Here is a 25982-nt window from a genome sequence, read left to right as displayed (position 1 = left end):
TCACAATTCACAATTCACAATTCACAATGCACTATTCACTATTCACTATTCACTGATTATGTTATAATAGTTAAAGGGGTGGTACTGTGAACGATAAAATGAACGAAACCGTGAAATTCGAAGCCACTAAGGAAACACTTACAGAGCCCAGAGAAATACTGATTTCTGTTTTCAACTCACTGGAGGAAAAGGGATACAATCCCATCAATCAGATCATCGGGTACATCCTTTCAGGAGATCCCACCTATATTACAAGCCACAACAACGCCCGAACGATCATAAGAAAGATCGAGCGGGACGAGCTATTGGAGGAAATACTTCGGGCATACTTGAAATGCACTAAAGACTGACTTTGAATGGATGGATGGCACAGGGCTATCCATCCTCTTTATGTAAAGAAACGAAAGGAAACCGGAAGTGGAAAGAAGACGATTGGGCAATACTGACATAGAGGTATCCGGGCTTTGCTTCGGTTCCCTCACCATGACCCCCTTTCAGGCAAATCTAAGCCTGGATGAGGGCGCAAGGCTCATCAGATACGCCTACGAAAAAGGTATCAACTTCATAGATACAGCGGAGATATACGAAAATTATGAATATATCAGAAGAGGGATCCAGGGTATAATAAGAAGTGATTATGTAATTGCCACTAAAACCTATGCTTATACTGAAAAGCTGGCAGAGGACAGCTTGCATAAAGCTTTGAAGGAGCTTCAGACTGATTATATAGATATATTTTTACTTCACGAGCAGGAAAGTGAGCATACAATAAGAGGGCACTACCCTGCCATTGAGTACCTTTTAAAGGCAAGAGATCAGGGCAAGGTAAGGGCTGTCGGGATATCGACCCACAAAGTGGCAGGGGTAAGGGGATTCCTTAAATACAGGGAGCTTGACATAGTCCACCCCCTGCTTAACGTAGACGGCATCGGGATCCATGACGGCACCAGGGACGATATGGTAGAAGCGATTAAAGCTTGCCATAAAGAAGGTCGTGGCATTTACAGCATGAAGCCTCTTGGAGGAGGACATCTCATAAAGCGTGCTGAGGAGGCCATAGGTTTTTTAAGAGATATGAAGGAGCTTCATTCAATAGCAATAGGCCTGCAGTCGACTGAAGAGGTCGACGCGGCTGTTCAAATGCTGCAAAGTGGGTATATAGAAGAAAATACAAAGGAAAAGATAAACAGATCAAACAGAAGGCTTATAGTTCAGGATTACTGTCAGGGCTGCGGGAACTGCGAGAGCAGATGCCAGCAGGGAGGCATAACTGTAATTGACGGAATGGCGGTCCCAAACGATAAATGCATCCTTTGCGGATATTGTGCCACAGTTTGTCCGGAATTTTGTATAAAAGTTATTTGATAATGATATAATGGAGAGAGTATGGAGAGAATTTTAGGCTTGGACGTTGGAACAAAGAGAATAGGAGTCGCAATAAGCGATCCATTGGGCATAACGGCTCAGCCTCTCACAACCATTGAGAGGGAAAGCAAGAAAAAAGACCTTGAGGCTATCGAGGCCCTGCTTGATCAATACCAGGTCAGAAAGGTCGTTGTCGGAATGCCTTATAACATGAACGGAACAATTGGTCCTTCGGGTGAAATGGCAAAAATGGTCGGCGAAAAGATTAAAAACAAATTTAAGATCGAGCTGATATATGTAGACGAAAGACTAAGCACAGTGTCTGCCGAAAGAGTACTTATTGAGGGTGACATAAGGCGAGAGGAAAGAAAAAACATTATCGACAAAGTGGCAGCATCCTATATCCTGCAAACTTATCTCGATTCAAAGTAAAGGAGGATATCATGACTGAAAAACATGTATTTTATGACGAGCTTGGAAATGAGATCGAGTTCCTCGTCAAGGCGAAATTCAGCCTGGACGATACCGATTACGTTGCACTGTTGAATGCTGACCAGCTGGACACAATGACCTATCTATTGAAGCTTGAGCTGGACCAGGACGGAGAACCCATATTTGTTACTATAGATGACGAGGAAGAGTTCGAGGAGGTAAAATCAGCCTACGAAGAGCTAAGCAGAGAGCATTTACAATAAGGCGGGTGAAAACAGTGGAAACCACCATTAAAGGCTACATGGATCAGCTGCAGAAACGAGGCTACAAATACACAAATCAAAGAGAGGACGTCCTTAGGATCCTTTTGGAGAACAAGGAGTCTCATTTGAGCTGCGAAGAGGTACACGGAATAGTTGCCCGTGAAAGCAAGGATGTGGGCATAGCCACTGTTTACAGGACACTCCAGCTTTTTGAAAGGCTGGGGATAGTATACAGGATTAATTTTGACGATGGAGTGAGTCGTTACGAACTGAATCTCGGCAACGAGAATCATCACCATCATCATTTAATATGCACAGAATGTGGAAGCGTGACTGAGGTGAAGCTGGATCTTCTTGAAGCCCTTGAGGATGAGATCGAAAAAGAGGAAGGGTTTGTTATCCGGGATCACAATGTCAAATTCTACGGGATATGCAAAAAATGTAAGAATAAATGAAAGAATTTTAGAGAAAAACAAGGAGTGGTAAAGTGGCAAAACAAAATAAACTGAAAATTATCCCGTTGGGTGGATTGGGAGAGATCGGGAAAAACATAACCGTTCACGAATACAAGGATTCAATAGTAATCGTGGACTGTGGCATGACATTTCCCGAGGATGAAATGCTCGGAGTAGACATAGTCATACCGGACATTTCCTACCTGATCAAGAACAAGGAGAAAATAAAGGGATTGGTATTGACCCATGGTCATGAGGACCATATTGGGGCTATTCCCTATGTTCTGAAAAAGCTTGACATCCCCATTTACGGGACCAAGCTGACTTTGGGCTTGCTGAACAACAAGCTGAAGGAGCACAACCTGCCAAATGCACAGCTGAATGTGGTGGCTCACGGAGAGAAGATAAAGCTGGGCCATTTTGAAGTGGAATTCATACGAACTACCCACAGCATACCGGACAGTGCGGCCATCGCGCTGACAAGCCCGGTTGGAACAGTTATCCAGACTGGCGACTTCAAAGTGGACTTTACACCAATAACCTCGGACAAAATAGACCTTAACAGGTTCGCCGAGCTTGGAAATAAAGGGGTCCTGGCACTATTGTCAGACTCGACCAATGTTACGAGACCGGGCTATTCAATGAGTGAAAGAACAGTCGGGGAAACCTTCCGGAACCTTTTCTACAAGGCAAAGGGAAGGATAATCGTCGCTACCTTCGCCTCAAACGTGCACAGGGTTCAGCAGATCATAGATGCAGCGGAGCTTAATGACCGTAAGGTAATAATGTCCGGAAGATCCATGGTCAACGTGACCACGGTCGCCTCGGAGCTTGGATACCTTCGCTTCAACGAGGGCACGATAATAGACATAAAGGACATGAACAAATACAGAAAGGACGAGATCGTCCTGATAATGACCGGGTCTCAAGGAGAGCCAATGAGCGCCCTGACAAGGGTCGCATCAAATGAGCACAGACAGATCGATCTTATGAGCGATGACCTTGTCATAATATCGGCAACACCGATACCGGGAAACGAAAAAACCGTATCTAAAGTAATAAATAACCTTCTGGGGAAAGGTGTAGAGGTAGTATTTGAGGCATACGAGGACATCCACGTATCAGGCCACGCCTGCCAGGAAGAGCTGAAGCTTATGCACAGTCTTGTAAAGCCGAAGTTTTTTATTCCTGTCCACGGTGAGACTAAGCACCTAAAGATGCACGCCGACATAAGTGAAGCACTTGGAACGCCAAGAGAAAACATCTTTATCCTCGAGAACGGTCAGACCCTGGAGCTGTCAAAAAACGAAGCAAATCTCGGGCAGATGGTGCCGTCGGGACATATTCTGGTGGACGGCCTTGGAGTCGGCGACGTTGGAAATATAGTATTAAGGGACAGAAAGCACCTTTCAGAGGATGGACTCATAGTAGTCGTAGTGACCATGGACAAGGAGAAGGGCATCGTAGCAGCAGGACCTGATCTGGTTTCCAGAGGCTTCGTCTACGTCAGGGAATCCGAGGACCTTATGGTCGAAGCAAGACGGGTAGTAAAGGAGACCCTTGAAGCCTGTGAAGCAAAGAAGATCAAGGACTGGTCTGCAATAAAGTCCAACATAAGGGATGACCTGAGGACCTTCCTCTATACAACAATAAAGAGAAATCCTATGATATTGCCTATCATTATGGAGGTATAGGACAAAAGGAGAATACGAATGGGTACAAGACTTATAATGTACCTGGCAGTCATCATGCTGGGAGCTTTGGTTGGAGCCAGAGCAAGCCTTGGCGAACAGCTGAAGAAAAGACTGGGCAGCATCCAGACTGCCTGTCTTCTTTTGTTGCTGGGGGTAATGGGAGTAAAGATCGGGATGGATCAGGGCGTAATTGATTCCTTCCTTCAAATCGGATACAGAGCAGTAGTAATGAGCATATTCACCATCAGCTTCAGCATCCTGGGAGTTCTTCTTGTAAAAAGATTTGTTACAGGAGGTAGTGCAAAATGACCCTTAGGATACTCTTAGCAGTAGCTGTTGGAGCTCTTATGGGAATGTTCATCCTTCCTCAGGGAGCTCTTGCATACACTGATCTTGTTATCGACATCGGGCTTATGCTTCTGCTGTTTTTTGTCGGGATAGATATCGGGCTTAACCGATCTGTATTCGGCAGAATAAAGGCAATCGGATTCAGGATACTGTTTATACCTTTAGCCATCATTATCGGGAGCATAGCAGGCTCAGCAGTTGCAGGGATCGTTCTTGGTATGCCATTCAACGAGGCAGGTGCAATAGGTGCCGGACTTGGATGGTACACACTCTCATCTATCCTCGTTGCAAATTATTCAAGTCAGCTATCAGCCATGGCATTTATCGCCAATGTAACAAGAGAGCTAATAGCATTTATTATCATACCTACGGTGGCCAAAAAGCTTGGCTTTCTTGAAGCCATCGCTCCTGCTGGCGCAACGGCCATGGATACTGGGCTGCCGATCGTCTCCAGGTCCACGGATCCTGAAACGGCAATAATAGCATTTATATCCGGAGTAATCTGCACCTCTGCAGTTCCGGTTTTAGTCCCGCTGATACTGAATCTATAGCAGGGAAGGAATGATATCATGAACATTAGATACCTAACCAAGGCAAGCTTGATAGCTGCCATATACTTAGTTCTGGTTCTTCTTCAGGCTCTGCCATTTCCAATGGCTAACCTGACATTTGGACCAGTTCAGTTAAGAATCGCAGAGGGGCTTACGCTGCTCCCCTTAGTCGAATCTGCAGCGGTGCCAGGTCTTTTTATCGGAGTTCTCCTGGCCAACTTTCTGTTGGCACCCTATTCAGGCTTTGGACTCGTTGACATTATAGGAGGCTCACTTGTAACTCTTATAGCAGCATATCTTACCTCAAAGGCAAAAAACAAATACATAGGTATGCTGCCGCCTATCCTGTTAAACGGAGTCATCGTGTCGATCTGGGTATCCTATTTCACCAAGATCCCATACCTATACACAGTGCTTGGAATAACTGCAGGAGAGCTTGTAAGCGTCTCCATATTCGGAAGCCTTATTCTCTATGTCTACGAAAAGGCATCAAAATACAGGGAATGGTAAAATGGCTCATATAAATGAAGACTACATCACAACCTATATAAGGGAGCTGACTCCTAAAAGCTCACCTCTTTTACAGGAGCTGGAAGCTTACGCCGAGGAGAACCATGTTCCCATAGTTCAACCGGAGGTTGGTCAGCTTCTAAGGACTCTTTTAAGGATCCATAAACCTGCAGCAGTCCTTGAGGTAGGGACTGCAATAGGCTATTCAGCCATACTTATGGGGGAGTGCCTTGAAAGTGGATGGACGATCACAAGTCTTGAAAGAAACCAGGAAATAATCCCGATAGCGCTTGAAAACATAAAAAGAGCAGGCTATGAAAAAAGCATTAAGGTCATCCCGGGGGATGCCCTTGAAACCTTCCCGCATCTGTCAGGCTCCTATGATTTCATATTTCTCGATGCAGCCAAGGGACACTATATGGAGTTCTTTGACTATGCCTCAGCGCTTCTTAAGCCTGGAGGGATGATCGTCTCAGACAACGTGCTATACAAGGGTATGGTGGCAGAGGACAGCCTCGTGATGAGAAGAAAAAGAACTATAGTTAACAGACTCAGGGACTATCTTGAGAGAATAAATAACCTTGAAGGCTACATCTCATCAGTGATACCAATAGGTGACGGAGTCGCAATAACCTGCAAGGAGGCAAACTATTGAAGAAAGTAGAGCTGCTGGCACCAGCCGGCGATTTGGAAAAACTGAAAATGGCGATAATATACGGGGCAGATGCCGTATACCTGGGCGGAGAGGCCTTCGGAATGCGTAAGGCTTCAAAGAACTTTACCCTTGATCAGATCAGGGAGGGCGTATTGTTTGCCCATGACAGAGGGAAAAAGGTATACGTAACACTTAACATCGTTCCCCACGACAAGGACATGGAGGGGATCGAGGAGTATGCAAAGGAGCTGGAGGAGGCAGGAGTTGACGCCTTCATAGTATCAGATCCCGGAATGTTTACAGTAATCAAGAGAACAACTCCAAATATGGAGATCCATATAAGCACACAGGCAAGCGTAACAAACTACGAAACCATAATGTTCTGGCATGGCCTTGGTGTAAGACGTATCGTACTTGCCAGAGAACTTTCACTGGAGGAGATAACAAATATAACCAGGAGACTTCCCGATGACATGGATATAGAGTGCTTCGTCCACGGGGCAATGTGCATGAGCTATTCGGGAAGATGCCTTATAAGCAACTACATGACTGGCAGGGATGCCAACATGGGCGACTGTGCCCAGCCCTGCAGATACAAATACCATGTGGTTGAAGAAAAAAGACCCGGACAGTACTTCCCAATAGAGGAGCACGAGGAGGGAACGTTTCTCTTCAACTCCAAGGATCTCTGTATGCTGGAACACCTTCCGGAGGTCATAGAGGCAGGCATCCACAGCCTTAAGATCGAGGGCAGGGTAAAGAGCTCCTATTATGTCGCAACAGTAATCAGATCCTACCGTATGGCATTAGATGCTTACCTTAAGGATCCTGAAAACTACAAATACGATCCTGCATGGCTTACTGAGATCCAAAAGGTCAGCCACCGGGACTTTACAACTGGCTTCTTCTTCAAGAAACCGGGAACCGAGGACCATGTATATGGAACCAGCTCATACCTTAGATGCTATGACTTTGTAGGAATGGTGCTGGATTATGACAAGGAATCAGGCATAGCAACTGTTGAACAAAGGAACAGGATGTTCGTCGGTGAGGAGATAGAAGTATTCGGACCTGGAAAGGACTATTTCGTTCAGACAATCGGGGAAATGTGGGACGAGGAGAACGTTCCTATAGATGTAGCGCCTCACCCCCAGCAGATACTAAGGCTTAAAACAATGCAGCCTGTTGAAAGGTTCGATCTCATAAGAAAGCCCAGGGAGGATTGATCAAAGGTGAAAAGGCCCATACTCATAGGAATAGCAGGAGGAACAGGCTCTGGCAAATCAACCGTAACAAGGGAGATATATAAGTCAATAACTGACAAGAATGTCGCTATTATAGAGCAGGACTCCTACTACAAGGACCAGAGCGATATAAGCTTCGAAGAAAGAGTAAAGACCAACTACGATCACCCTTTTGCCTTCGATAACGAGCTTCTTATAAGCCACCTCAAGGACCTTCTCGACGGTAAATCGATTCAAAAGCCTATATATGACTTTGAGAATCACAACAGAAAGAAGGAAACTGTCCTTGTTGAATCAAAGGACATAATCGTTCTCGAAGGTATCCTTATCCTATACGACGAGGACCTTAGAAACCTTATGGACATAAAGCTGTTTGTAGATACTGATGCAGACGTAAGAGTCATCAGGAGGATACTAAGGGACATCAAGGACAGAGGAAGAACCCTGGATTCAGTAGTAAAGCAATACATGACAACCGTCAGGCCTGCCCACATGCAGTTCGTCGAGCCTACAAAGAGGTATGCAGACATTATCATTCCTGAAGGCGGCTACAATAAGGTAGCCATCGACATAATCGTTACAAAGGTAAATGACATAGTAAACAGAAAAGTTAAGTAACGATAAATATACTGCTGAAATTAGAAATCAGCAGTTTAATTTTTTTGAAAATGATTAATATTTGTTCATAAAAAGTTAACTTATGGGTATTTTATACGATATCAAACTGAATTATTTATTATTTGATCAAATTTTTGTTGCATTTCATTCATATTTGGCAAATAATATTACAATGGAAATATTTGTGACAATTTGTTCATAGCTGAAATATAATTGGAAATAAACATTGATTTTATGGTATTTTCGTTATAAAATATTGACATCGGACTAAAATAAATGAAATATTCAAAAATATTGATATAAATTAACGCCAAACATAGATCATTGCTGCTGTCAAGCGATCGGGGAGAAGGGTGAAAGATGCAGAAATCAACGCTTAAAATTGGGGAATTATTGCTGTATGCAGGCAAAATATCCTCGGAACAGCTTAACACAGCCCTTGAGTCCCAAAACGGAACCAACCGCAAATTGGGAGAGGTTCTTGTAGAGCTTGGCTTTGTGACCCAGGAGGATATAGTTGAGGTCCTCGAATTTCAGCTGGGCTTTCCCAGGATCGACCTTAACAAATATGAGATAAACCAGTCAGTTGCAACAATACTGCCTGAGAGCATAGTTAGAAAGTACAAGCTTATCCCCATAGATAAAAAGGATGGCAAGCTGATAGTCGCCATGGTAGACCCATTGAACTTCTTTGCTGTCGACGATATAAAGCTCTATACGAAAATGGAGCTTGAATCAGTCCTTGCTACCGGTGCTGATATAAACAAAGTAATAGACCGGTTTTACTCAGGTGCAAGTGCCAAGAGGGTGCTTGAGGAATTCACAGATGGAGCAGTATATACTGAAAACGACTTTGATGATGTAGAGGAGGCCGAGGTCGCCTCAGCTCCAATAGTAAGGCTTATAAATTCACTTTTCGAGCAGGCGACAAGGAGCAAAGCATCCGACATCCATATTGAGCCATACGCCGAGGAAATCAGGATCCGTTTCCGTATCGACGGGGACCTGAGGGAGATTATGAGCCTTCCAAGGTCAAATCACTCAGCCATAGTAACCCGTATCAAGATCATCGGCAAGATGAACATAGCTGAAAAGAGAGTACCTCAGGACGGCCGTGTGGAAACAAAGATCAATGACAGGGAGATCGATATGCGTATTTCGACTCTTCCGACTGTATACGGAGAGAAAATAGTTCTAAGGCTATTGGACAAAACCAGCTTCAACTTCAACAAGGAAGGACTTGGATTAAGCCAGCACAACTTAGGATTGTTTGATACGATTCTAAGACAGCCCTACGGCATGATCCTTGTAACCGGGCCTACCGGAAGCGGCAAAACTACAACGCTTTACACAGTTCTGAGAGAGCTGAACCAGATAGAGAAAAATATAATCACGGTTGAAGACCCTGTAGAGTACCGCTTAAGCGGAATAAACCAGGTGCAGGTAAACGTAAAATCCGGACTGACCTTTGCATCCGGGCTCCGTTCCATACTCCGTCAGGACCCTGACATAGTAATGGTTGGAGAGATACGTGACAGCGAGACGGCTGAGATAGCAGTAAGGGCTGCGATAACAGGACACCTTGTACTGTCCACACTTCACACCAACGACAGCCCCTCGACCATAGCCAGACTTATAGATATGGGTGTTGAGCCATATATAGTATCTTCAGCGTTAATCGGTATCGTATCTCAGCGGCTTGTAAAAACCCTTTGCAACAAATGCAAGCAGCCCTATGAGGCAGGCTACAATGAGCTGAAAATGTTTGGAATGGATACAAACAAGACCCTGGTACTGCACAAGCCCGTAGGCTGCAACGCCTGCAACGCAGGCTACTCAGGAAGAGCGGCAGTTCACGAGATAATGCCTGTAAACGAAGAGATTCGTAAGCTGATCGACACCGGAGCCAATACCGACAAAATAAGGGAAAAAGCTTTGGAGCAGGGTATGACAACTCTGTTCCAGTCAGCAAAAGCACTGGCAGAGCAGGGTAAGACAAGCTTTGAAGAGGTCATGAGGGTAGGCTTTACCCTTGGATAGGAGGCGGTACCATTGAATATAGATCAAATTGTGGATGAAGGATTAAAAAGAGTCGCATCGGATATTCATATCACTGTCGGGATCCCTCCAAATCTTAGGATCAACGGTGCCTTGATCCATTTGGGCGATAAGCCACTTTCGCCAAGTGACACCGAGGAGCTTGTAAAGCAGACCTTGAGTGAAAAACAATTCGAGGTTCTCAAGGACAAGGGAGAGGTGGACTTTTCCTATGCAAGCCCCGGAAAGGGCAGATTCAGGGTCAATGCATATATTCAAAGAGGCAGCTATGGAATGGCGCTTCGTATCATACCACTTGAGATACCAACAATGCAGCAGCTTGGTTTGCCAAGTGTAATAAGTGATCTTACAAGGCTTCCAAGAGGTTTGATACTTGTAACAGGGCCTACAGGAAGCGGTAAATCAACTACCCTTGCAACGATGATAGACCAGATCAACAGGGAACGTAACGTCCACATACTGACACTGGAGGATCCGATAGAATACCTTCACAGACACCAGAAGTCGATAGTTAACCAAAGAGAGATAGGATCGGACTCGCAAAGCTTCTCAAGTGCTTTAAGAGGAGCACTCAGGCAGGACCCGGATGTTATCCTGGTCGGTGAGATGCGAGACCTTGACACCATATCAATAGCAATAACAGCAGCTGAGACAGGGCACTTGGTCCTTTCCACACTCCATACCCTTGGAGCTGCAAAGACGATAGACCGTATCATAGACGTTTTTCCTCCATATCAGCAGCAGCAGGTAAGAGTACAGCTTGCATCTGTTATCCAGGCCGTAATATCCCAGCAGCTTCTGCCCAAGGGAGACGGCAAGGGAAGGGTTGCAGCTCATGAGATAATGATTGCAACTCCTGCCATAAGGAATCTAATACGTGAGGACAAGATACACCAGATAGATACCAGCATCCAGACAGGCGGGAAGTTCAGGATGCAGACCATGGATTCGTCTTTGGTTGATCTTTATAACAGAGGACTTCTAAGAAAAGACATTGCGCTGACCCAGGCGGTCAACCAGGAAGAGATCAAAAAATACATTGTGTAGGTGAGGCTGATGAAGTACAAGTACCGAGCCATAGCAAAAAATGGACAGACTGTCGAGGGCGTATTCGATGCCGCCAGTGAATCAGACGTTATTGCCATGATAAAAGCCAACAGCTACATGCCTCTTCAGGTTGAAAGAGACGTTGGAGAGGAAGCCAGGTTTGAACTGTTCAAGAAAAAGGTGAAGAAAAAGGACCTTGCAGTTTTCTGCAGGCAGTTCTTCACAATGATAGATGCAGGCTTGGGTATTGTAAAGTGCCTCGATATCCTCGAGATTCAGACAGAAAACAAGACACTAAAGGCTGCTGTTGGAGTGGTCAATGAGGACGTTCAAAAAGGCCTTGCTCTATCAGAGGGTATGAAAAAGCACTCACTAGTGTTTCCATCAATACTTACAAGTATGGTGGAGGCGGGAGAGGTCAGTGGTAACCTTGATGCGATCCTTGAAAGAATGGCAGTGCACTTTGAAAAAGAAAACAAGATAGAAAACAAGGTAAAAAGCTCGATGATCTACCCGGCAGCCCTTGCAGTAGTAAGTGTAGCAGTAGTTGTCTTTATGCTGGTATTCGTAATGCCGACCTTCGTCGGTATGTTTACAGGCAGTGGAGTACCTCTACCTGGACCCACACGACTGTTGTTAGGGATAAGTGATTCAATCAAAACCTACTGGTATCTGTACGCTGGAGCACTGATTGCAATATCCACCAGCTTGGGAGCATATATGAGGACTGATGAAGGGCGCTTAAACTTCGACAAGCTAAAGTTGAGATTGCCTGTTGTAAAGGACACAACTGCAAAGGTAGTGACCTCACGCTTTACAAGAACATTATCGACACTTATGGATTCAGGAATCCCTCTCATAAAGTCAATGGAGGTTGTGTCAAGAGTTGTTAACAACAAAGTTATTGAGGGTAGATTGCTGGACGGTATCGAGCAGATCAGAAAGGGAGTACCCCTATCAAGATCGATAAAGGATGTTGAGGTTTTCCCTCCAATGGTTGATTCTATGATTAAGATCGGTGAGGAATCAGGTTCTCTGGACGACATACTTATGAAAACTGCAGACTTCTACGATGAAGAGGTTGAGGTTGCACTAACTAAGCTGACCTCACTCTTAGAACCCATAATGATAGTCTTTATGGCAATAATGATAGGCTTCATCGTTATCGCGATGTATCTGCCAATGTTCGACATGATGCAGACGGTATAGTGAATCATTGACAAATAATTATCTTAGGTTCATAATGGCTGTATATTGGAATTATTACAATAATTCGCGTCATTACCGGCCACTTTCCTCTGTCATCCCGACCGAAGTGGAGGGATCTCAGTAGTTGTCAATCTGAGCGGGAGTGAAGAATCTTAACCCTGTCATCCCGACCGAAGTGGAGGGATCTCAGCATTTGTCATTCTGAGCAATAGCGAAGAATCTTAAATCTTTTCATTGTGCATTGTGAATTGTGCATTGTGAATTGAAGGAACGGCTTTAATAAAATTCATATACATTAAGGCAAGTCGATGAAAAATAAAAAACACAAGGAGGAATTAAAATGTATCAATTAATTAGTAAAAAAATGAGCAAGAAGAGGAAAGGGTTCACCCTTATTGAACTAGTTGTTGTAATTGCAATATTAGGTATATTGGCTGCATTGGCAATCCCAAGATTAACAGGCGCAAGAAATAATGCAGCAATAAGTGCTGATGCAGCATCAGTTAGAACAATTCAATCAGCAATATCTTTAGCTGAAGCTGATGGAACTTTAAATTTAGCTACTACAGCGCCTACGGCAGCTACAATTAAAACTGCAGTAGTACCTAAGTATTTAGCGGAAGTTCCCAAAAGTCAACAATTTACTGCTGCAACTGATGGTTGGCAATTTACCATATCAGGTACGGCACCTTATACTGTTAAGGTAGAAGCAAAAGCCGCTGTTACAGCTGGATGGCTTAATGATGGAACTGTTAAATAAAGGAAAAGTCAGTCTATGAAGTTAATCGGTGATAGGCACTAACTTATTAACTTATTGTAGAAAGCAATAGACACTTAAGATTAAGCTATTTCTACAAGACAGAGGGACAGGAACACTGTCTTATAGTGAAATGATTATTTGGCTGTGGTCGATGGAAAAATCTCTTGGCCGCAGCTTTTTATTTGCAGAAAAGATAACAGTAAGGGGACAGGTTCACTGTCTTACCACTTAAAATAACAAATTAAATTAAAACCAACAAGGAGGCTTAGGATCATTAGATTCTGAGCCTTTGGTGTTATTGGGGGACTTTGCTTAATTGGTGTTGTGGTATACTGGAAATATAAGAAAAGGTTTAGGAGCAGGTGAATTAGTTGATTGATTGAATGAGGTGTATCCGTTTTTGGAGAAGTGTTTTTTAGAATCTCATGGAGGATGATTATTTGAAAAATAAATTCATGGAGCAATTTGAAGAACATGGGTGTTTATACCATTACACAACAGTAGAAAGTCTATTGTATATTCTAATTAATAGGGTTCTAAAATTTAACAAGGTAGATAATTTTAACGATTTATCTGAATCTGTTAGAAATGAACATGTAAAATTTTTCGCTAGTTGTTTGTCTTATTCTGCAAAAGAGTCCATACCGCTGTGGCACATTTATGCAAATAAAGAAAATGGTATTAGAATTGGCTTTCCAAATGTAGAGGTCTTTACTCAAGAATCCTATTTCTATTCTGACGTAGGAAATAAGAATTTAATTAATCTAAATGAGGTCGGTGGAATCTTATATGGACAAGTTGAGTATGATGATGATCTTGCTAGCAAGAGCCCTTCTCAAGGTAATGATGGATTTAGATCCACACATGTTTATTACATGGCATGTCAAAAGAGAAAAGTCTGGAGTTACGAAGAGGAGCTTAGGTATTTTATAGTTGATGATGCAAATCTTATTAAAGATGCTAAGTGTTTATATGTCTCTTTGAATGATACCTTCTTCAATGATTTAATAATTACATTTAATCCATTCATGGCTGAGTATAAGAAGAATGTGACAAAGGAAGCTGTTAAGAATTTAGGTTTGAACAATGTACGATTCGAAGAAAGTTCATTGAAGGGCACTATTAAATAATCAGGAAAGTTTTTGAACGTGATTTTATCAACGTGATTTTTTTACTCAAATCTGAGTATGACATTGACAGCTTAAATTTGAGCCACCAATCATTACACAGGGGGAGTCTAATCCCTACAACCCTTGCAAATGGTGACCGCGTCAGGGTCACGTGTGAAAAATCGCAAAATTCCATAGGGGGGATACCCCAATAACATTCATATAATAGCCACAAGGCTGTGATGTGCTGAAAACAGTGCATTACGAAGCCCTGTGGCTATTTTTGTTTCGTCCAAATGGTTATATATAAAAAAGTAACCGAACATAAAACTGAAAAATGACCGAATGAGAATTGCAAAAATGACCGAATAGCTTTATAATATAGTTGAGGTGAAATAATATGAGGAATCAAGATTATTTACCAAGAATCATTGATGAAGCTGTAAAAAGTCATTTAAAGACATTTGGAGCGGTCTGCATTGAAGGTGCTAAATGGTGTGGAAAAACCTGGACCGCTAATATCCACAGCAATAGCAACTTATATCTAGGAGATCCAGCTGGAAATTTCCAGAACAAATCTTTAGCAAAAATAGATCCCAAACTGGTTTTGGAAGGGGATACACCAAGGCTGATAGACGAATGGCAAGAAGTTCCTGAACTATGGGATGCTGTAAGATTTGAAGTGGACCAAAGAGGTAAAAAGGGGCAGTTCATATTGACAGGTTCCGCCACTCCTGCACAAAAGGGGATTCTGCATAGTGGTGCAGGAAGAATATCAACTTTAAGGATGAGACCAATGTCTTTGTACGAGTCGAAGGACTCATCTGGGCAGATTTCCTTTAATGAAATTTGCAATGGAAACTACAAGAACATTGGGGTTGATGAGGCAAGTTTAGACTGGATCATAAACCTTATAATCAGGGGGGGATGGCCAGGGAGTTTGGGTATTGAAGCATCGGAGTATACCACTCTTGCAAGAGAATATTTAGATTCAACTATCAACCATGACATATATAGACTGGAAGGGATCAATAGGAACACTCGGAAGATGAATCTACTCCTTAGGTCCTTGGCAAGGAATGAAAGCACAACGGTTTCGATGAGAACTTTAAGACAAGATATAAGGGAACACGAAAAAGATGATCTGGATGAAGATACCATCTCGACATATTTGACTCTTTTTGAAAGAATGTTCCTGATAGAGAACCAGAAAGCTTTCTCTTCAAATATAAGATCATCAACAAGATTGAAAAAGCTGGATAAGAGGCACTTTGTGGACACTTCATTAGCCTGTGCTTTACTGAATGCAACTCCTAAGATGCTTATTAACGATTTGAACACATTAGGCTTTCTATTTGAAGCACTATGTGAAAGAGACTTGAGGATCTATGCAGAATCCTTTAATGGTAAGCTATATCACTATCAAGATTATGATGGGGATGAGATCGACTCAGTTGTAGAATTGGAGAATGGAGACTGGATTGCCATAGAGATAAAGCTTGGTAGCAATCAGATCGATGAAGCAGCAAATGCATTGATAAGAATAAAGAACAAAATAGCAGACGATGGGGGAGAACCACCAAAGGTCATGTGCGTAGTCTGTGGAATTTGCAAGGCTGCATATTTAAGGGAGGATGGAGTTTATGTGGTTCCGATCACTGCCTTAAAACCATAATCTAATCTCACATTATGAGAGAATTGATTAACGATTTCACTCAAATTAAAGATTCCCTAAGGAAAAGAGATGAAAAAAATGAACGGAGTTATTTTTATGTTATACAACCAAAAAAGATTACTATTCTGGCATTTAATATGAATTGGTGCATTCAACATAGTCGATTATCTTTTAACAGTTGATTTCCTCGACTATGGATTATACGAGGTTAACCCCTTCATGGCAAGCACCATCGGTACCTGTGAATTTACATTGTTAAATTCATAGGTACCCTTAGTTCTCTTCGCTCTATGGCAGAATAAGGATAGAGTTGGTAATTATCCGATTACTTTTACAGGGATTCTATTTCTTGGATATTTATCGATATTTTTCATTGATAGTTTATTTTAGATTTCTTATTGTAACTTATACTATGCATAATAACAACACCCATATAGGTCCAAATCGGATTTTGAATAATTGACATCTATATACTAGTTACAGGATGTCACTGTATATGACAAGATATAAAAAATCAAAGATACTGTATTTAACTGAATTACAAACGTATTTCTTGGGTATAATGGCTCCAAAGGTTTATATTTTTGTTTTATTTTAAAAAAATATTATTATTTTCCCAATAAATGGTATAATAATGTTGAAATTTTCTATTTTTAAAGAGTGAATAGCAATTCGAATTTGGCAATTTATTTCTTAATTTGTTAATTCCTAGTAATAGTAAATTACATTTCAGAAAATGTATAATATAGTGTGTCTAAGATTCATATATCAGGGGTTATTGCAGAATGGAGGTGTTATAAGATGAGTAAATTTCTCAAAAATAGAAGGGGAGCAGCTCTTGCTGTAACAATCATTATATTCTTTATATTAACAATACTTGGTACCACTGTTCTTGCAATTTCTTTATCTGAGAACAAACAAGTAGCTATCCAAGAGAATAAGATGAAAAGCTATTTTGTAGCAAGAGGCGGAGCTGATGCGATGGCTTCATTTCTGATTTCAAACCCCGCAGAATTGGATGGAATTATACAAAAAACAAAATTAGGACCCGCTGTGGGTGAGATTGATGGAAGAGATTTTGAGATTTATGTCACTGGTACCGAGCATGAATTTATTATTGAATCAATTTCTTATTCACCGCAAGGAACGGAGGAATCTAGGGTTTATCTCACAATGAAAGAATTGAACCTGTTGGATCATGCGATATTTGCAGATCAGATTATTGATACAGGAAACAATGTCACAATAAACGGCGATATAGGTACGAACGGTGCTTCCATAACCTTTGGCAATACTTTGATAAATGGTAATATAACATTGGGAGTTGCTGCTACACCATCAGACGTTGCTGAGGCAGAAAGCAATATTGTACCAGGACATTTGGTAAATACACTTACAGTACCTATGGTATTACCATCAATTAACCCTGCTGATTTTCCGACTGTTATAGAGAACGGTACAATAGATATTAACACTGAAAATTATACAATGGTAGATGGGAAATTAAAGGGTACACTAAGTAATATAAATATAAATGGTAATACACAGTTTTATGCTCATGGAGGAGGACAGGTTCACCTATATATTTCAGGATCAATATCAGCCTCAGGAACTGCAACTATAGGAACTGATAGTGAAACAAAGCTTTATATTTACTATGATAAATCAGATACAATTGAATTTAATGGCTCACCCGATTCGAATGTAACGATATATGCTCCTAATGCCACTATAGAATATAATGGCGGTGGTAACTCAGAAATATTTGGATCATTTATTTGCAATACTTTTGATGGACCTGATAGTAATTCAATCATAAGCAAAGGATCTGGAGATATGGCAGATTTGAATATTGAAGGAGTAGCTGGATACCATAGAGCCATTTGGAGTGATTAGTATGAGATGGATAAAATCGATTCAAAAAGCAGAAAATGGATTCACGTTAATTGAAGTTATTGTAGCTATGGCAATAATTGGTATAGTTGCGCTTTCAGTACTCAGTATATTCACAAACGGCTTCAGTTGGATTACTTTGGCAGGGGATAAATCAGAGGCTGGGTTTGAAACCCAAAGACAAACAGAAATAGTGCTAAACCAGAAAGATAGTGACCCTTCTCCTTCAAATTTAACTATTACATTTTCTTCAGATAGTTCAACAATTACAGCATTGGGGAATGTTGAGACGCTAAGTCAACCAATTAGAACTGGATCGGTAAGTATTACTGTATTTCAACCGAAATACTGATAAGGGGTGGAATCCATGAATAATTATTTCCACAACAGAAAAGGAGTAACGCTTGTTGAACTGATAATTACTATTGCGATCTTCAGTCTAGTAATTTCAATTATTTTCTCAATGAACATATTCGGGATTAGGAGTTTTGCTTTGTCCAGAGACAGCGCTGATAGCCAATTTGAGGTCAGGATGCCTACTGATTTTATTGCCAAGAAAATCAGATATGCGAATAGCATTAAGATCTTATCGACAATTCCTACTACTCCTACACCTAATTCCCACCAGATTTATTTGGAAAATGGAGAGATAATTTATAAGGATGCAGGATCAGACTCATTAATAATCGGGACTTCAAATGTTGATGATTACACCTTGCTATTTGAAAAAACATCAAACAATATGATAAGCTATACAATTGGCAAGAGTGGAACCACGAAATTTAATCTTAAAACTGAAGTAGTTGGTTTAAATCTGGATAAAATTGGCATTACCGGTGATACAAATGGTATTTATGTAGAATTTTTCACTGATAATGCTGATGGGGTTACGCCTGTATCTATAGTGAGCTTAGCTGATCCCCCAACAGCATATGCCCAACTAAATACTGCTGTATCAACGCCGCTTAGAGTAACAGCAACGATGTCCGATGGGTCGACAAGAAAAGTAGCCGCAAGATGGACGCCTTCAACAATTGATACCTCAACGACAGGAATGAGAACAAGTGTAGGTAGAGTAGTAGGGTATAATGGTACAGCTACATTTACTGTGGTTGTTGGTAATTATACGATTAGTAATATAGATGATATTACCATTAGTATTAATCAAGGACAGTTATTTGCTATGCCTGATTATGTTACTGCAGAATCTTCCGATGGAAGCAATACTTTTACTCATGAGGTTCCTGTGTTGAGTTGGGATACAATGATAACTTCAACTATTGCTGGAACTTTTACAGCACAGGGCACAGTAGATGGATATAAGGATATTGACGGTAACCTTAAAGAATTTACTCTTACTGTGATCGTAAATGCACTATCGATAACAGACATAGCTGACATTACTGCTACAGTAAATCAGGGCGTTTCATATACTCCGCCTACTGAGGTAGCTGCTACAATGAGCGATGGCTCAACAAACACATATCCCATAACTTGGTCACCTTTAACTATTGATACATCGACTTATGGCACAAAGTATGCAACAGGTACTGTCGTAGGCTATTCAAACCCTGTAAACTTAACTTTAACTGTAATTCAAAGTAAAATACCAAAGCCAGTCGTAGCAATAACAAAAGGTGGTAAAAATGGTACAATTAAGGTAATTGGACTTGCTGGGGCAACTGCTACAATAACAAAAAATGGTGGTGGAGTTGTCGGAACAGGTATAATTGGAGTATATGGAGAAGTTGAAATAACGGTAGTAAACACAAATAACCTAGATAAAGTTGTTTTATCAAAAACAGGATGGTTAAACAGTGATCCGTATATTTTTTAGGCATTCTATTGGGCAAATCAACTTATATATTCAAAAGGGGGTAAACATATACCTCCTTTTGTTTTGGTGAAATTAATCTGAGGGTATATTAATCGTTGATAGTTGATATTAAAAGGTAGTTGTTTATTTGCAATCATATAGTTCTCATACACATGGTGGAACTATTTGGAAAAAAATATGCCAAAATCTGTTATAATATGCAAAATAGTGTGACAAATATCCGATTCTAAGGTATAATTCCATCTTTGACAGTTGAGAGACACAAAAACTCTGGAATGCATTGTAATTAGTGCACTTCAGAGTTTTCGCTTTGTTTAAAAACTGCGTAATGTATTCTTCTTTTTTGTTTCCTTAAAATAATTTTTCATCTTTTTTATGCTTACTATCTCATAATCCGTTCTGAACCCAAATGCCTCATGCAAAGCATCAGTAAAATCAGTTCTCGTGTAGGTTGGAATATATCCTTCTGTTGGAATAGAGTAGAAATTCATATCTCTTAAACCATTAATAATCTCCTGACTTGTAAATTGTTCACCTAATAATTTCTCTAAATATCTATATAAAACTAATGCAAGAAAACATGTAGTGAAATGTGCCTGTATACGATCGTCTCTGCTTAAATAAACAGGCCTTGCCTTAAATTCTGATTTCATAATTCTAAAACATTCTTCAATTTCCCATCTTCTGTGGTTAATCTTTGTAATAGCTTCAGCATCATCTTCTAAATTTGTACATACAGCATAAAATCCATCATACTTTTCTTCTTTAACCACTGCATCTGTATCTATACCATATATAGTTTCATCTGCAATTTCTCCATCCTTTGTAACGTTTGTAGATGATATAAACCTTCTGAAGTCATTTTGATTTTTCTTTTTGATATCTGATTTTCTGTTTGTAATTAACTTAGCTGCACGTTCTAGCTGCCCAGCTCTAATCTTTCGTTGGTAATCTCTGTATTTGAGAGAATAGGTAACAATAAGCTTTTGCTCAAGCCCATCTTCTTTTATCCAACGTTCTTTGTAAAAGGTTTTATTTTTGTACTTATCATAGTTTTCTCCATCTTGATCGATTAGGTTAATATCAAATAAATTATCACTGCCTGCTAGGTGCCATCCTGTTGGATCAAGAGCCCACTCTTTCAAATGTTTCTTTAATTTTTTTACAGACTGAGTTGTAATAAATGCTCTACCATTTATGTCATTAAATTTACGATTATCTGTTGAAGATAATCCAGCATCAGTACATACAATGAATTTAGATAACTCAAAGTCTTTAAAAATTCTCTTCTCTAGCGGTTTCAGAGTAGTTTGTTCATTGGTATTACCACTATGAATATCGAAAGCAAGGGGGATACCATCACCATCCATAAATAGTCCCATTCCCACTATAGGATTAGGCTTATGTTCCTTAGAAAATCCATATTGTTTAAGTCCATCTTCATTTTCTATCTCAAAAAAATAATTAGTGCAATCATAATAGAGAATACGGTCGTTTCTTTTTGAAACAGATAAACTATTTTCATAGAGTTTTGACTGAATATAATCACTTTCTTTTGCAATAACCTCTAAAGCCCTATAAATATGCTGCAAATCAAAGTCTGGCTCTTCTAAAAGATTACTAGACTCCTGATAAGTATTTAATTTTGAAGAAGGAAAAAGGATTCTTCCGTAAATTAACCTTGAAAGAATTGAGTCAAGATTAAATTCAAACTTATATTTAGCAGAGATATTATCACAGATCTTATTTAATCCAAGCATATGATAAAGCTGCTGTAAGAATAAATATCCACCATTAAAAGACCTTTGGATATTCTTATCAATTTGCCTTGATTGACTATATTTCACAATAACATCTCTATTTTGTTCATCTTCTTTTTTATTTAATTCATCAATATATTCTTTTGCCCATTCAATAGGATCTTGTCCATTTAATTTTTCTTCTAATTCTCTTACAGTACCTAATTTCTCAACTATTTTAGTAGTACGTTTATTTCCTTCTATAACATCTTTGATAACATAAAGTGAAGTCGAATTCTTAAACTTTGAAAATGATAATCTCATATTAAAACTCCCCCTATGCTTTATATTATAATATATTACGATATATTATAATATAAATATTTCCGAAAATTGACAAAAAAATAAAGCCTTTCCAATGGCTTTAGCGATTATTTTTTGAAGTAAGTGTCAAAGACCCGGGTATATTAATCGTTGATAGTTGATATTAAAAGGTAGTTGTTTATTTGCAATCATATAGTTCTCATACACATAGTGGAACTATTTGGAAAAAAATATGCCAAAATCTGTTATAATATGCAAAATAGTGTGACAAATATCCGATTCTAAGGTATAATATCACTATAATTGTTGGAATTTAGCAATATATCAGCGAGGATAAATATGGCTTTTATTATTTTTGTATATGGTTTATTGATAGGTTCCTTTTTGAATGTTCTTATTTACCGGATCCCCAGGGAGGAAAGCATTGCATTTCCTGGATCTCATTGCCCTGTGTGCAGCCATAAGCTAAGGTGGTACGATAATATTCCACTCATATCCTATTTATCACTTAGTGGAAAATGCAGATACTGTGGTACTAAGATCAATTTGCAGTATCCCCTTATAGAAGCTGCCAACGCGTTTACATATATATTTCTTTACATTTTTTTAGGCTGGAGCATAGATTTTGTTTTTTTTGCTCTCATTTCCTCGGTTCTCATCGCAATATTCATGATCGATCTTAAGGAGCAAATAATACCTGACAGTCTGGTATTATCCATACTTATCATTGGGTCGATCCATAAGCTTATCAATTACTTTGCATATGCCAAACCCTTGGGCTTACTTGATAGTATAATCGGCCTAGCAATTGCTGGCGGCTTGTTCCTTCTCATCGTTATCTTTTCAAAGGGCGGTATGGGCGGAGGAGATGTAACACTTATTGGAGCTTTAGGTTTTGTACTTGGAGTCAAGGGTATTCTGCTTACTATATTTCTTTCATTTATGCTTGGTGCAGTCATCTCCGTATTTTTATTAGTCTCAGGAATAAAGTCAAGGAAAGATCCAATTCCATTTGGGCCCTTCATAATTTTAGGATTTTTCATTACCCTGCTTTGTGAAGAAAGTATTATTAATTGGTATTTCCAAATATTGACATAGAAATAATTTTTAGATTCTTATAAAGTATTTCGGTAGAGAGGAGGAAGTAAATTGGGCATATTGAAGAACGGCAAAATAGTAAGCCTGGACTTTGGCTCTGACAGCATCAAAGGAGTCGAGGGAAAGTACTCTAAGAAAGGCTTGCTCATTGACAAATGCTTCACCATTGAGCTGCCAAAGGAGCTTTATTCTGACGGTGAGATAAAGGATCTGGACCAGATGACCTATCTTATAAGGGCAGGCTTGTCGGAGCATGGCATAGGTCAGGACGATGCACATTGCGTTGTCAATTCATCAACGGTGGTAATGCGTGAGGTCACGCTTCCCAAGGTGACTCCGGAGGAGATCCAGGCCATAATCAATTACCAGCTTGAGGATTATATCCCCATCAATGCAGAGGATTATATCGTCAAGTATATAAGCCTTGGCTCAAGAGTTGAGGAGGGAATTGAGAAGCTTCTCCTTATGCTTGTGGGGATTCCAAGGACCTTGATCCAATCACATCTTACGCTTTTGAAGAATGTGAACCTTAAGCCTGCAGTAATGGACTATCATGGCAATGCCATCGCCAAGCTGATCGCAAATGGCGGAATGATAAATGAAACCTATGCTCCCAACAATACCGTTGCCTGCATCGATTTAGGTGCAAAATCCACATCCCTTTCTATCGTTGAGGATGGAATTATAAGGGTAGCCAGGGAGCTTGACACAGGATCAGACTACTTCTTCAGGGAGGTAGAAAAGAAGGCTCCCATGTTTGAGGAGGAGGAAATTCTCAAGCTGTTGACACAGCTTGACGACATTAACAAAAAACCTTCCGGAGAGGGCGACGAGGTTGCTGCAATAGAGACGTTTAGAGACAGTCTTTATGAGATGTATGATAAAATAGAAATGATATTCAGATATTATAAGACCAGAGAGGTAAGCAACGAGATCAACCTGATACTATTGTACGGCGGTCTTTCAAAAATTAAGGGTATTGAAAAGATGTTCAGGGACTTTTTTGGTATAGATACTGTTGTTCTTAATTCGATGGAGAGAGTAAAGCTGAACGGTGACCTTAACCGTTACGCCAACGCCATCGGCGGACTTATACGCTACAGCGAGGTGAAAAAATGAGAGATCTAAACTTCTTTGAACCGTTTCTCGATAAAAGGCAGTTCAGGTTCAACAAAATGACGATCCTCTATTTTCTGCTTGTAGCAGTGATCGTCGGTCTTGGGATCTGGGGAGGATTGAACCAGATACAGATAAATGCCCTGAACAGGGAGGTAAACAGCCTGAGAGAGGTTGCTGAAAACCCTGCAACTGTTAAGAAGGTTGAAGAGATAAAGGCATTTGAGGAGGAAACTGCACAATTCAGGGCTGAGGTTGAGAGAATAATCCAGCTGGACAAGAACATTCAGGCAAGGGATATTATCGGAGAAAACCTTCTTGAGGATATAAACTCAAGACTTCCTGAGGGAGTTTTCCTTAATACCTTGAATGTAGCAGGAAGAGAGATCCAAATGTCGGGATTTGCAACTGACAAATACTCCATTGCAGAGTTCGGCAAGGGGCTTGAACAGCTTCCTTATTCCGACAGTATATTTATATCCAACATTTCGGCTATAGATAGCTATTACAGGTACTCGATGAACCTGACCCTAAAGGAGGTGCTGGTGGATGCCAACTAAAAAGCCATCATTTCTAAGTAAAATAAAAACCAGACCTTTGACCAACAGCGAAAAGGTACTTCTTACACTGCTCGCTATAGTAGGCATCGCGTGGCTTGGGAACAGGTATATCATTGAACCTCAGGAGTTGAAGCAGGAGGAGCTGACAGTTCAGAAATATGAGCTGGAAACAAAGATAATGGAGATGAATGCAACTCTAAGAAGAGAAGCTGACATTAAGGCAGAGTGGGAGCAGCTGCACAGGGAGAGAAACCAGATCGTCTCATACTATTTCCCGACTCTGGATCAATCACAGATAATCTATCTTTTGAATGATATGCTGCCAGAGGATCAGGTAGAGATAGTTGACCTGAACTTCACAAGACCGGGTGCTGAAAAAGTTGCGGACATGGACGTCTATAATATGGGTATATCGGTTCCATTCAGCGGAAGCTATGCCGGCATAATGAATATGGTAAGAGCGGTTGAGATGAGTCCAAGAAGGATGATGGTCGACACTCTTTCTCTTGACAGAAAAGACGACGCATCTCTTGGCGGTACTATGAACATCAAGGTATACAGCCTCGAAGGCCTTGCGGATACAGATCCAAATGTAATACCTGTTGAGGTTGCGGATAATCCAAATACAGGAACCCTTTTTGGAAGCTTTGCAGGCTTCACAGGTGAGACCTCGTCAGGCTCAACAGGAGGAGGCGGAACAGGTGGAGGTACAACAGGAGGCACTGAGCCTGTAGTTGAAATAAAGGGCGACATCCTCCACAGCTTCGAAATGAGAAATTACGATTTCATTCCATCCCATGAGCTGATCGCAGGCTCTGCTGTCCCATCAACGATTGCACAGCACGGCAAGTATGGGATGAGGCTTGAGTACAAGATCCTTGGCGTAAATGAAGAGAACAGAGCCTATGTTGATATATCAAAACAGAACATAGAGCTTAGATATCCTCCAAACGAGCTTAAGATGTGGATATATTCCTTTGATTATTCTCCGGGGAATATAGGCATAAGGGCAATCACACAGAGCGGAGAAGAAATCGAGCAGGTTGTATCAATCGGAGTGCCTTGGCTTGGATGGGGTAACATTAATGTTATGCTTCCAGGTGACACCTCCATGTATCCTCTTAAGATAACTCATATTTACTACGAAATGGGCAAGGAGAGAGATGACTTCGGAGTCCTTATATTCGACAAGTTGGAGGCATTCTTCAGCAATCATACGGAAGAGGTAATCCAGGACGAAAAGATAAAAGCATCTGACTTCATGTTTTACGAGGTACAGCCCGGTGATACAATAACCGGGATTTCGCGAAAAACATATGGAACTGAAAAGTATAAGAACGAGATAATGGCAAACAATGAAATAAAAGCAGGCGATGTTCTTACAGTCGGTAAAATACTTGTACTTGTTAAGAGATAGGAGGG

Annotated in this window: 26 protein-coding genes; 25 read left to right on the top strand and 1 reads right to left on the bottom strand. The window is 40.6% G+C overall.

Annotated elements, in window-relative coordinates:
• Positions 1-98 precede the first annotated feature (98 nt).
• From EC328_RS06125 to EC328_RS06025, 21 genes are all read left to right on the top strand, one after another.
• Positions 99-350 carry an IreB family regulatory phosphoprotein gene (locus tag EC328_RS06125; RefSeq protein ID WP_128427008.1) on the top strand — a complete coding sequence of 84 codons (252 nt, stop codon included), beginning with the start codon at positions 99-101 and terminating at the stop codon, positions 348-350.
• Positions 351-417: 67 nt separating this feature from the next.
• The gene (locus tag EC328_RS06120; RefSeq protein ID WP_128425977.1) at positions 418-1365 is read left to right on the top strand and encodes an aldo/keto reductase; all 948 of its coding nucleotides are present in this window, start codon (positions 418-420) and stop codon (positions 1363-1365) included.
• A gap of 21 nt (positions 1366-1386) precedes the next feature.
• Positions 1387-1797, top strand: coding sequence for a Holliday junction resolvase RuvX (gene ruvX, locus EC328_RS06115; RefSeq protein WP_128425976.1), 411 nt, complete (start codon positions 1387-1389; stop codon positions 1795-1797).
• Positions 1798-1808: 11 nt separating this feature from the next.
• The gene (locus tag EC328_RS06110; RefSeq protein WP_128425975.1) at positions 1809-2060 is read left to right on the top strand and encodes a DUF1292 domain-containing protein; all 252 of its coding nucleotides are present in this window, start codon (positions 1809-1811) and stop codon (positions 2058-2060) included.
• Between the two features lie 5 nt (positions 2061-2065).
• Complete coding sequence (locus EC328_RS06105; protein ID WP_320404583.1) at positions 2066-2515, top strand: Fur family transcriptional regulator; 450 nt, start codon at positions 2066-2068, stop codon at positions 2513-2515.
• Between the two features lie 32 nt (positions 2516-2547).
• Positions 2548-4209 carry a ribonuclease J gene (locus EC328_RS06100; RefSeq protein ID WP_128425974.1) on the top strand — a complete coding sequence of 554 codons (1662 nt, stop codon included), beginning with the start codon at positions 2548-2550 and terminating at the stop codon, positions 4207-4209.
• A gap of 18 nt (positions 4210-4227) precedes the next feature.
• Positions 4228-4518 carry a LysO family transporter gene (locus EC328_RS06095; RefSeq protein WP_128425973.1) on the top strand — a complete coding sequence of 97 codons (291 nt, stop codon included), beginning with the start codon at positions 4228-4230 and terminating at the stop codon, positions 4516-4518.
• A complete protein-coding gene (locus tag EC328_RS06090) occupies positions 4515-5108 on the top strand; it encodes a LysO family transporter (RefSeq protein ID WP_128425972.1) in 594 nt (197 codons plus the stop codon). Before EC328_RS06095 ends, EC328_RS06090 begins: the two co-directional genes overlap by 4 nt.
• Before the next feature lie 18 nt (positions 5109-5126).
• Entirely contained in the window at positions 5127-5618 is a 492-nt protein-coding gene (locus tag EC328_RS06085; RefSeq protein WP_128425971.1) for a QueT transporter family protein, read from the top strand.
• A gap of 1 nt (position 5619) precedes the next feature.
• A complete protein-coding gene (locus EC328_RS06080; protein WP_128425970.1) occupies positions 5620-6273 on the top strand; it encodes an O-methyltransferase in 654 nt (217 codons plus the stop codon).
• Positions 6270-7499, top strand: coding sequence for a peptidase U32 family protein (locus tag EC328_RS06075; RefSeq protein ID WP_128425969.1), 1230 nt, complete (start codon positions 6270-6272; stop codon positions 7497-7499). Before EC328_RS06080 ends, EC328_RS06075 begins: the two co-directional genes overlap by 4 nt.
• A gap of 6 nt (positions 7500-7505) precedes the next feature.
• Entirely contained in the window at positions 7506-8135 is a 630-nt protein-coding gene (gene udk / locus EC328_RS06070; RefSeq protein WP_128425968.1) for a uridine kinase, read from the top strand.
• A gap of 360 nt (positions 8136-8495) precedes the next feature.
• The gene (locus EC328_RS06065) at positions 8496-10175 is read left to right on the top strand and encodes a GspE/PulE family protein (protein ID WP_128425967.1); all 1680 of its coding nucleotides are present in this window, start codon (positions 8496-8498) and stop codon (positions 10173-10175) included.
• Positions 10176-10187: 12 nt separating this feature from the next.
• On the top strand, positions 10188-11240 hold the full coding sequence (locus EC328_RS06060; protein ID WP_128425966.1) for a type IV pilus twitching motility protein PilT: 1053 nt from the start codon (positions 10188-10190) through the stop codon (positions 11238-11240).
• 9 nt (positions 11241-11249) lie between these two features.
• Positions 11250-12449, top strand: a complete 1200-nt coding sequence (locus tag EC328_RS06055) for a type II secretion system F family protein (RefSeq protein ID WP_206363821.1) — start codon at positions 11250-11252, stop codon at positions 12447-12449.
• Between the two features lie 340 nt (positions 12450-12789).
• Positions 12790-13209: a type II secretion system protein gene (locus EC328_RS11820; protein WP_128425965.1), complete on the top strand. Its 420-nt coding sequence runs from the start codon at positions 12790-12792 to the stop codon at positions 13207-13209.
• A 440-nt stretch (positions 13210-13649) separates the two neighbouring features.
• Positions 13650-14339, top strand: coding sequence for a DUF2971 domain-containing protein (locus EC328_RS06045; RefSeq protein WP_206363820.1), 690 nt, complete (start codon positions 13650-13652; stop codon positions 14337-14339).
• 379 nt (positions 14340-14718) lie between these two features.
• Positions 14719-15993 carry an ATP-binding protein gene (locus EC328_RS06040; protein ID WP_128425963.1) on the top strand — a complete coding sequence of 425 codons (1275 nt, stop codon included), beginning with the start codon at positions 14719-14721 and terminating at the stop codon, positions 15991-15993.
• Between the two features lie 801 nt (positions 15994-16794).
• A complete protein-coding gene (locus EC328_RS06035; protein ID WP_128425962.1) occupies positions 16795-17889 on the top strand; it encodes a DUF7305 domain-containing protein in 1095 nt (364 codons plus the stop codon).
• A 1-nt stretch (position 17890) separates the two neighbouring features.
• A complete protein-coding gene (locus tag EC328_RS06030; protein ID WP_128425961.1) occupies positions 17891-18238 on the top strand; it encodes a type II secretion system protein in 348 nt (115 codons plus the stop codon).
• Positions 18239-18253: 15 nt separating this feature from the next.
• Positions 18254-19723 carry an Ig-like domain-containing protein gene (locus EC328_RS06025; RefSeq protein ID WP_128425960.1) on the top strand — a complete coding sequence of 490 codons (1470 nt, stop codon included), beginning with the start codon at positions 18254-18256 and terminating at the stop codon, positions 19721-19723.
• Between the two features lie 314 nt (positions 19724-20037).
• On the opposite strand, the gene EC328_RS06020 is transcribed toward EC328_RS06025, so the two are convergent.
• Positions 20038-21786, bottom strand: a complete 1749-nt coding sequence (locus tag EC328_RS06020; protein ID WP_128425959.1) for an IS1634 family transposase — start codon at positions 21784-21786, stop codon at positions 20038-20040.
• A gap of 339 nt (positions 21787-22125) precedes the next feature.
• Between EC328_RS06020 and EC328_RS06015 the strand changes: the two genes are divergently transcribed.
• The 4 genes from EC328_RS06015 to EC328_RS06000 are packed head-to-tail and all read left to right on the top strand — an operon-like array spanning position 22126 to position 25977.
• Positions 22126-22884 (top strand): prepilin peptidase, encoded by a 759-nt coding sequence (locus EC328_RS06015; protein ID WP_128425958.1) that lies wholly within the window; start codon positions 22126-22128, stop codon positions 22882-22884.
• Positions 22885-22935: 51 nt separating this feature from the next.
• A complete protein-coding gene (pilM, locus tag EC328_RS06010) occupies positions 22936-24003 on the top strand; it encodes a pilus assembly protein PilM (RefSeq protein ID WP_128425957.1) in 1068 nt (355 codons plus the stop codon).
• Complete coding sequence (locus tag EC328_RS06005; RefSeq protein ID WP_128425956.1) at positions 24000-24560, top strand: PilN domain-containing protein; 561 nt, start codon at positions 24000-24002, stop codon at positions 24558-24560. Before pilM ends, EC328_RS06005 begins: the two co-directional genes overlap by 4 nt.
• On the top strand, positions 24550-25977 hold the full coding sequence (locus EC328_RS06000) for a LysM peptidoglycan-binding domain-containing protein (RefSeq protein ID WP_128425955.1): 1428 nt from the start codon (positions 24550-24552) through the stop codon (positions 25975-25977). Before EC328_RS06005 ends, EC328_RS06000 begins: the two co-directional genes overlap by 11 nt.
• Positions 25978-25982 lie beyond the last annotated feature (5 nt).

The organism is Gudongella oleilytica (genome assembly GCF_004101785.1).
In the GTDB taxonomy this organism is placed as follows: domain Bacteria; phylum Bacillota; class Clostridia; order Tissierellales; family Tissierellaceae; genus Gudongella; species Gudongella oleilytica.
Note: the sequence above shows the minus strand (reverse complement) of the source record. Positions and strands in the feature narration are given on the sequence as shown.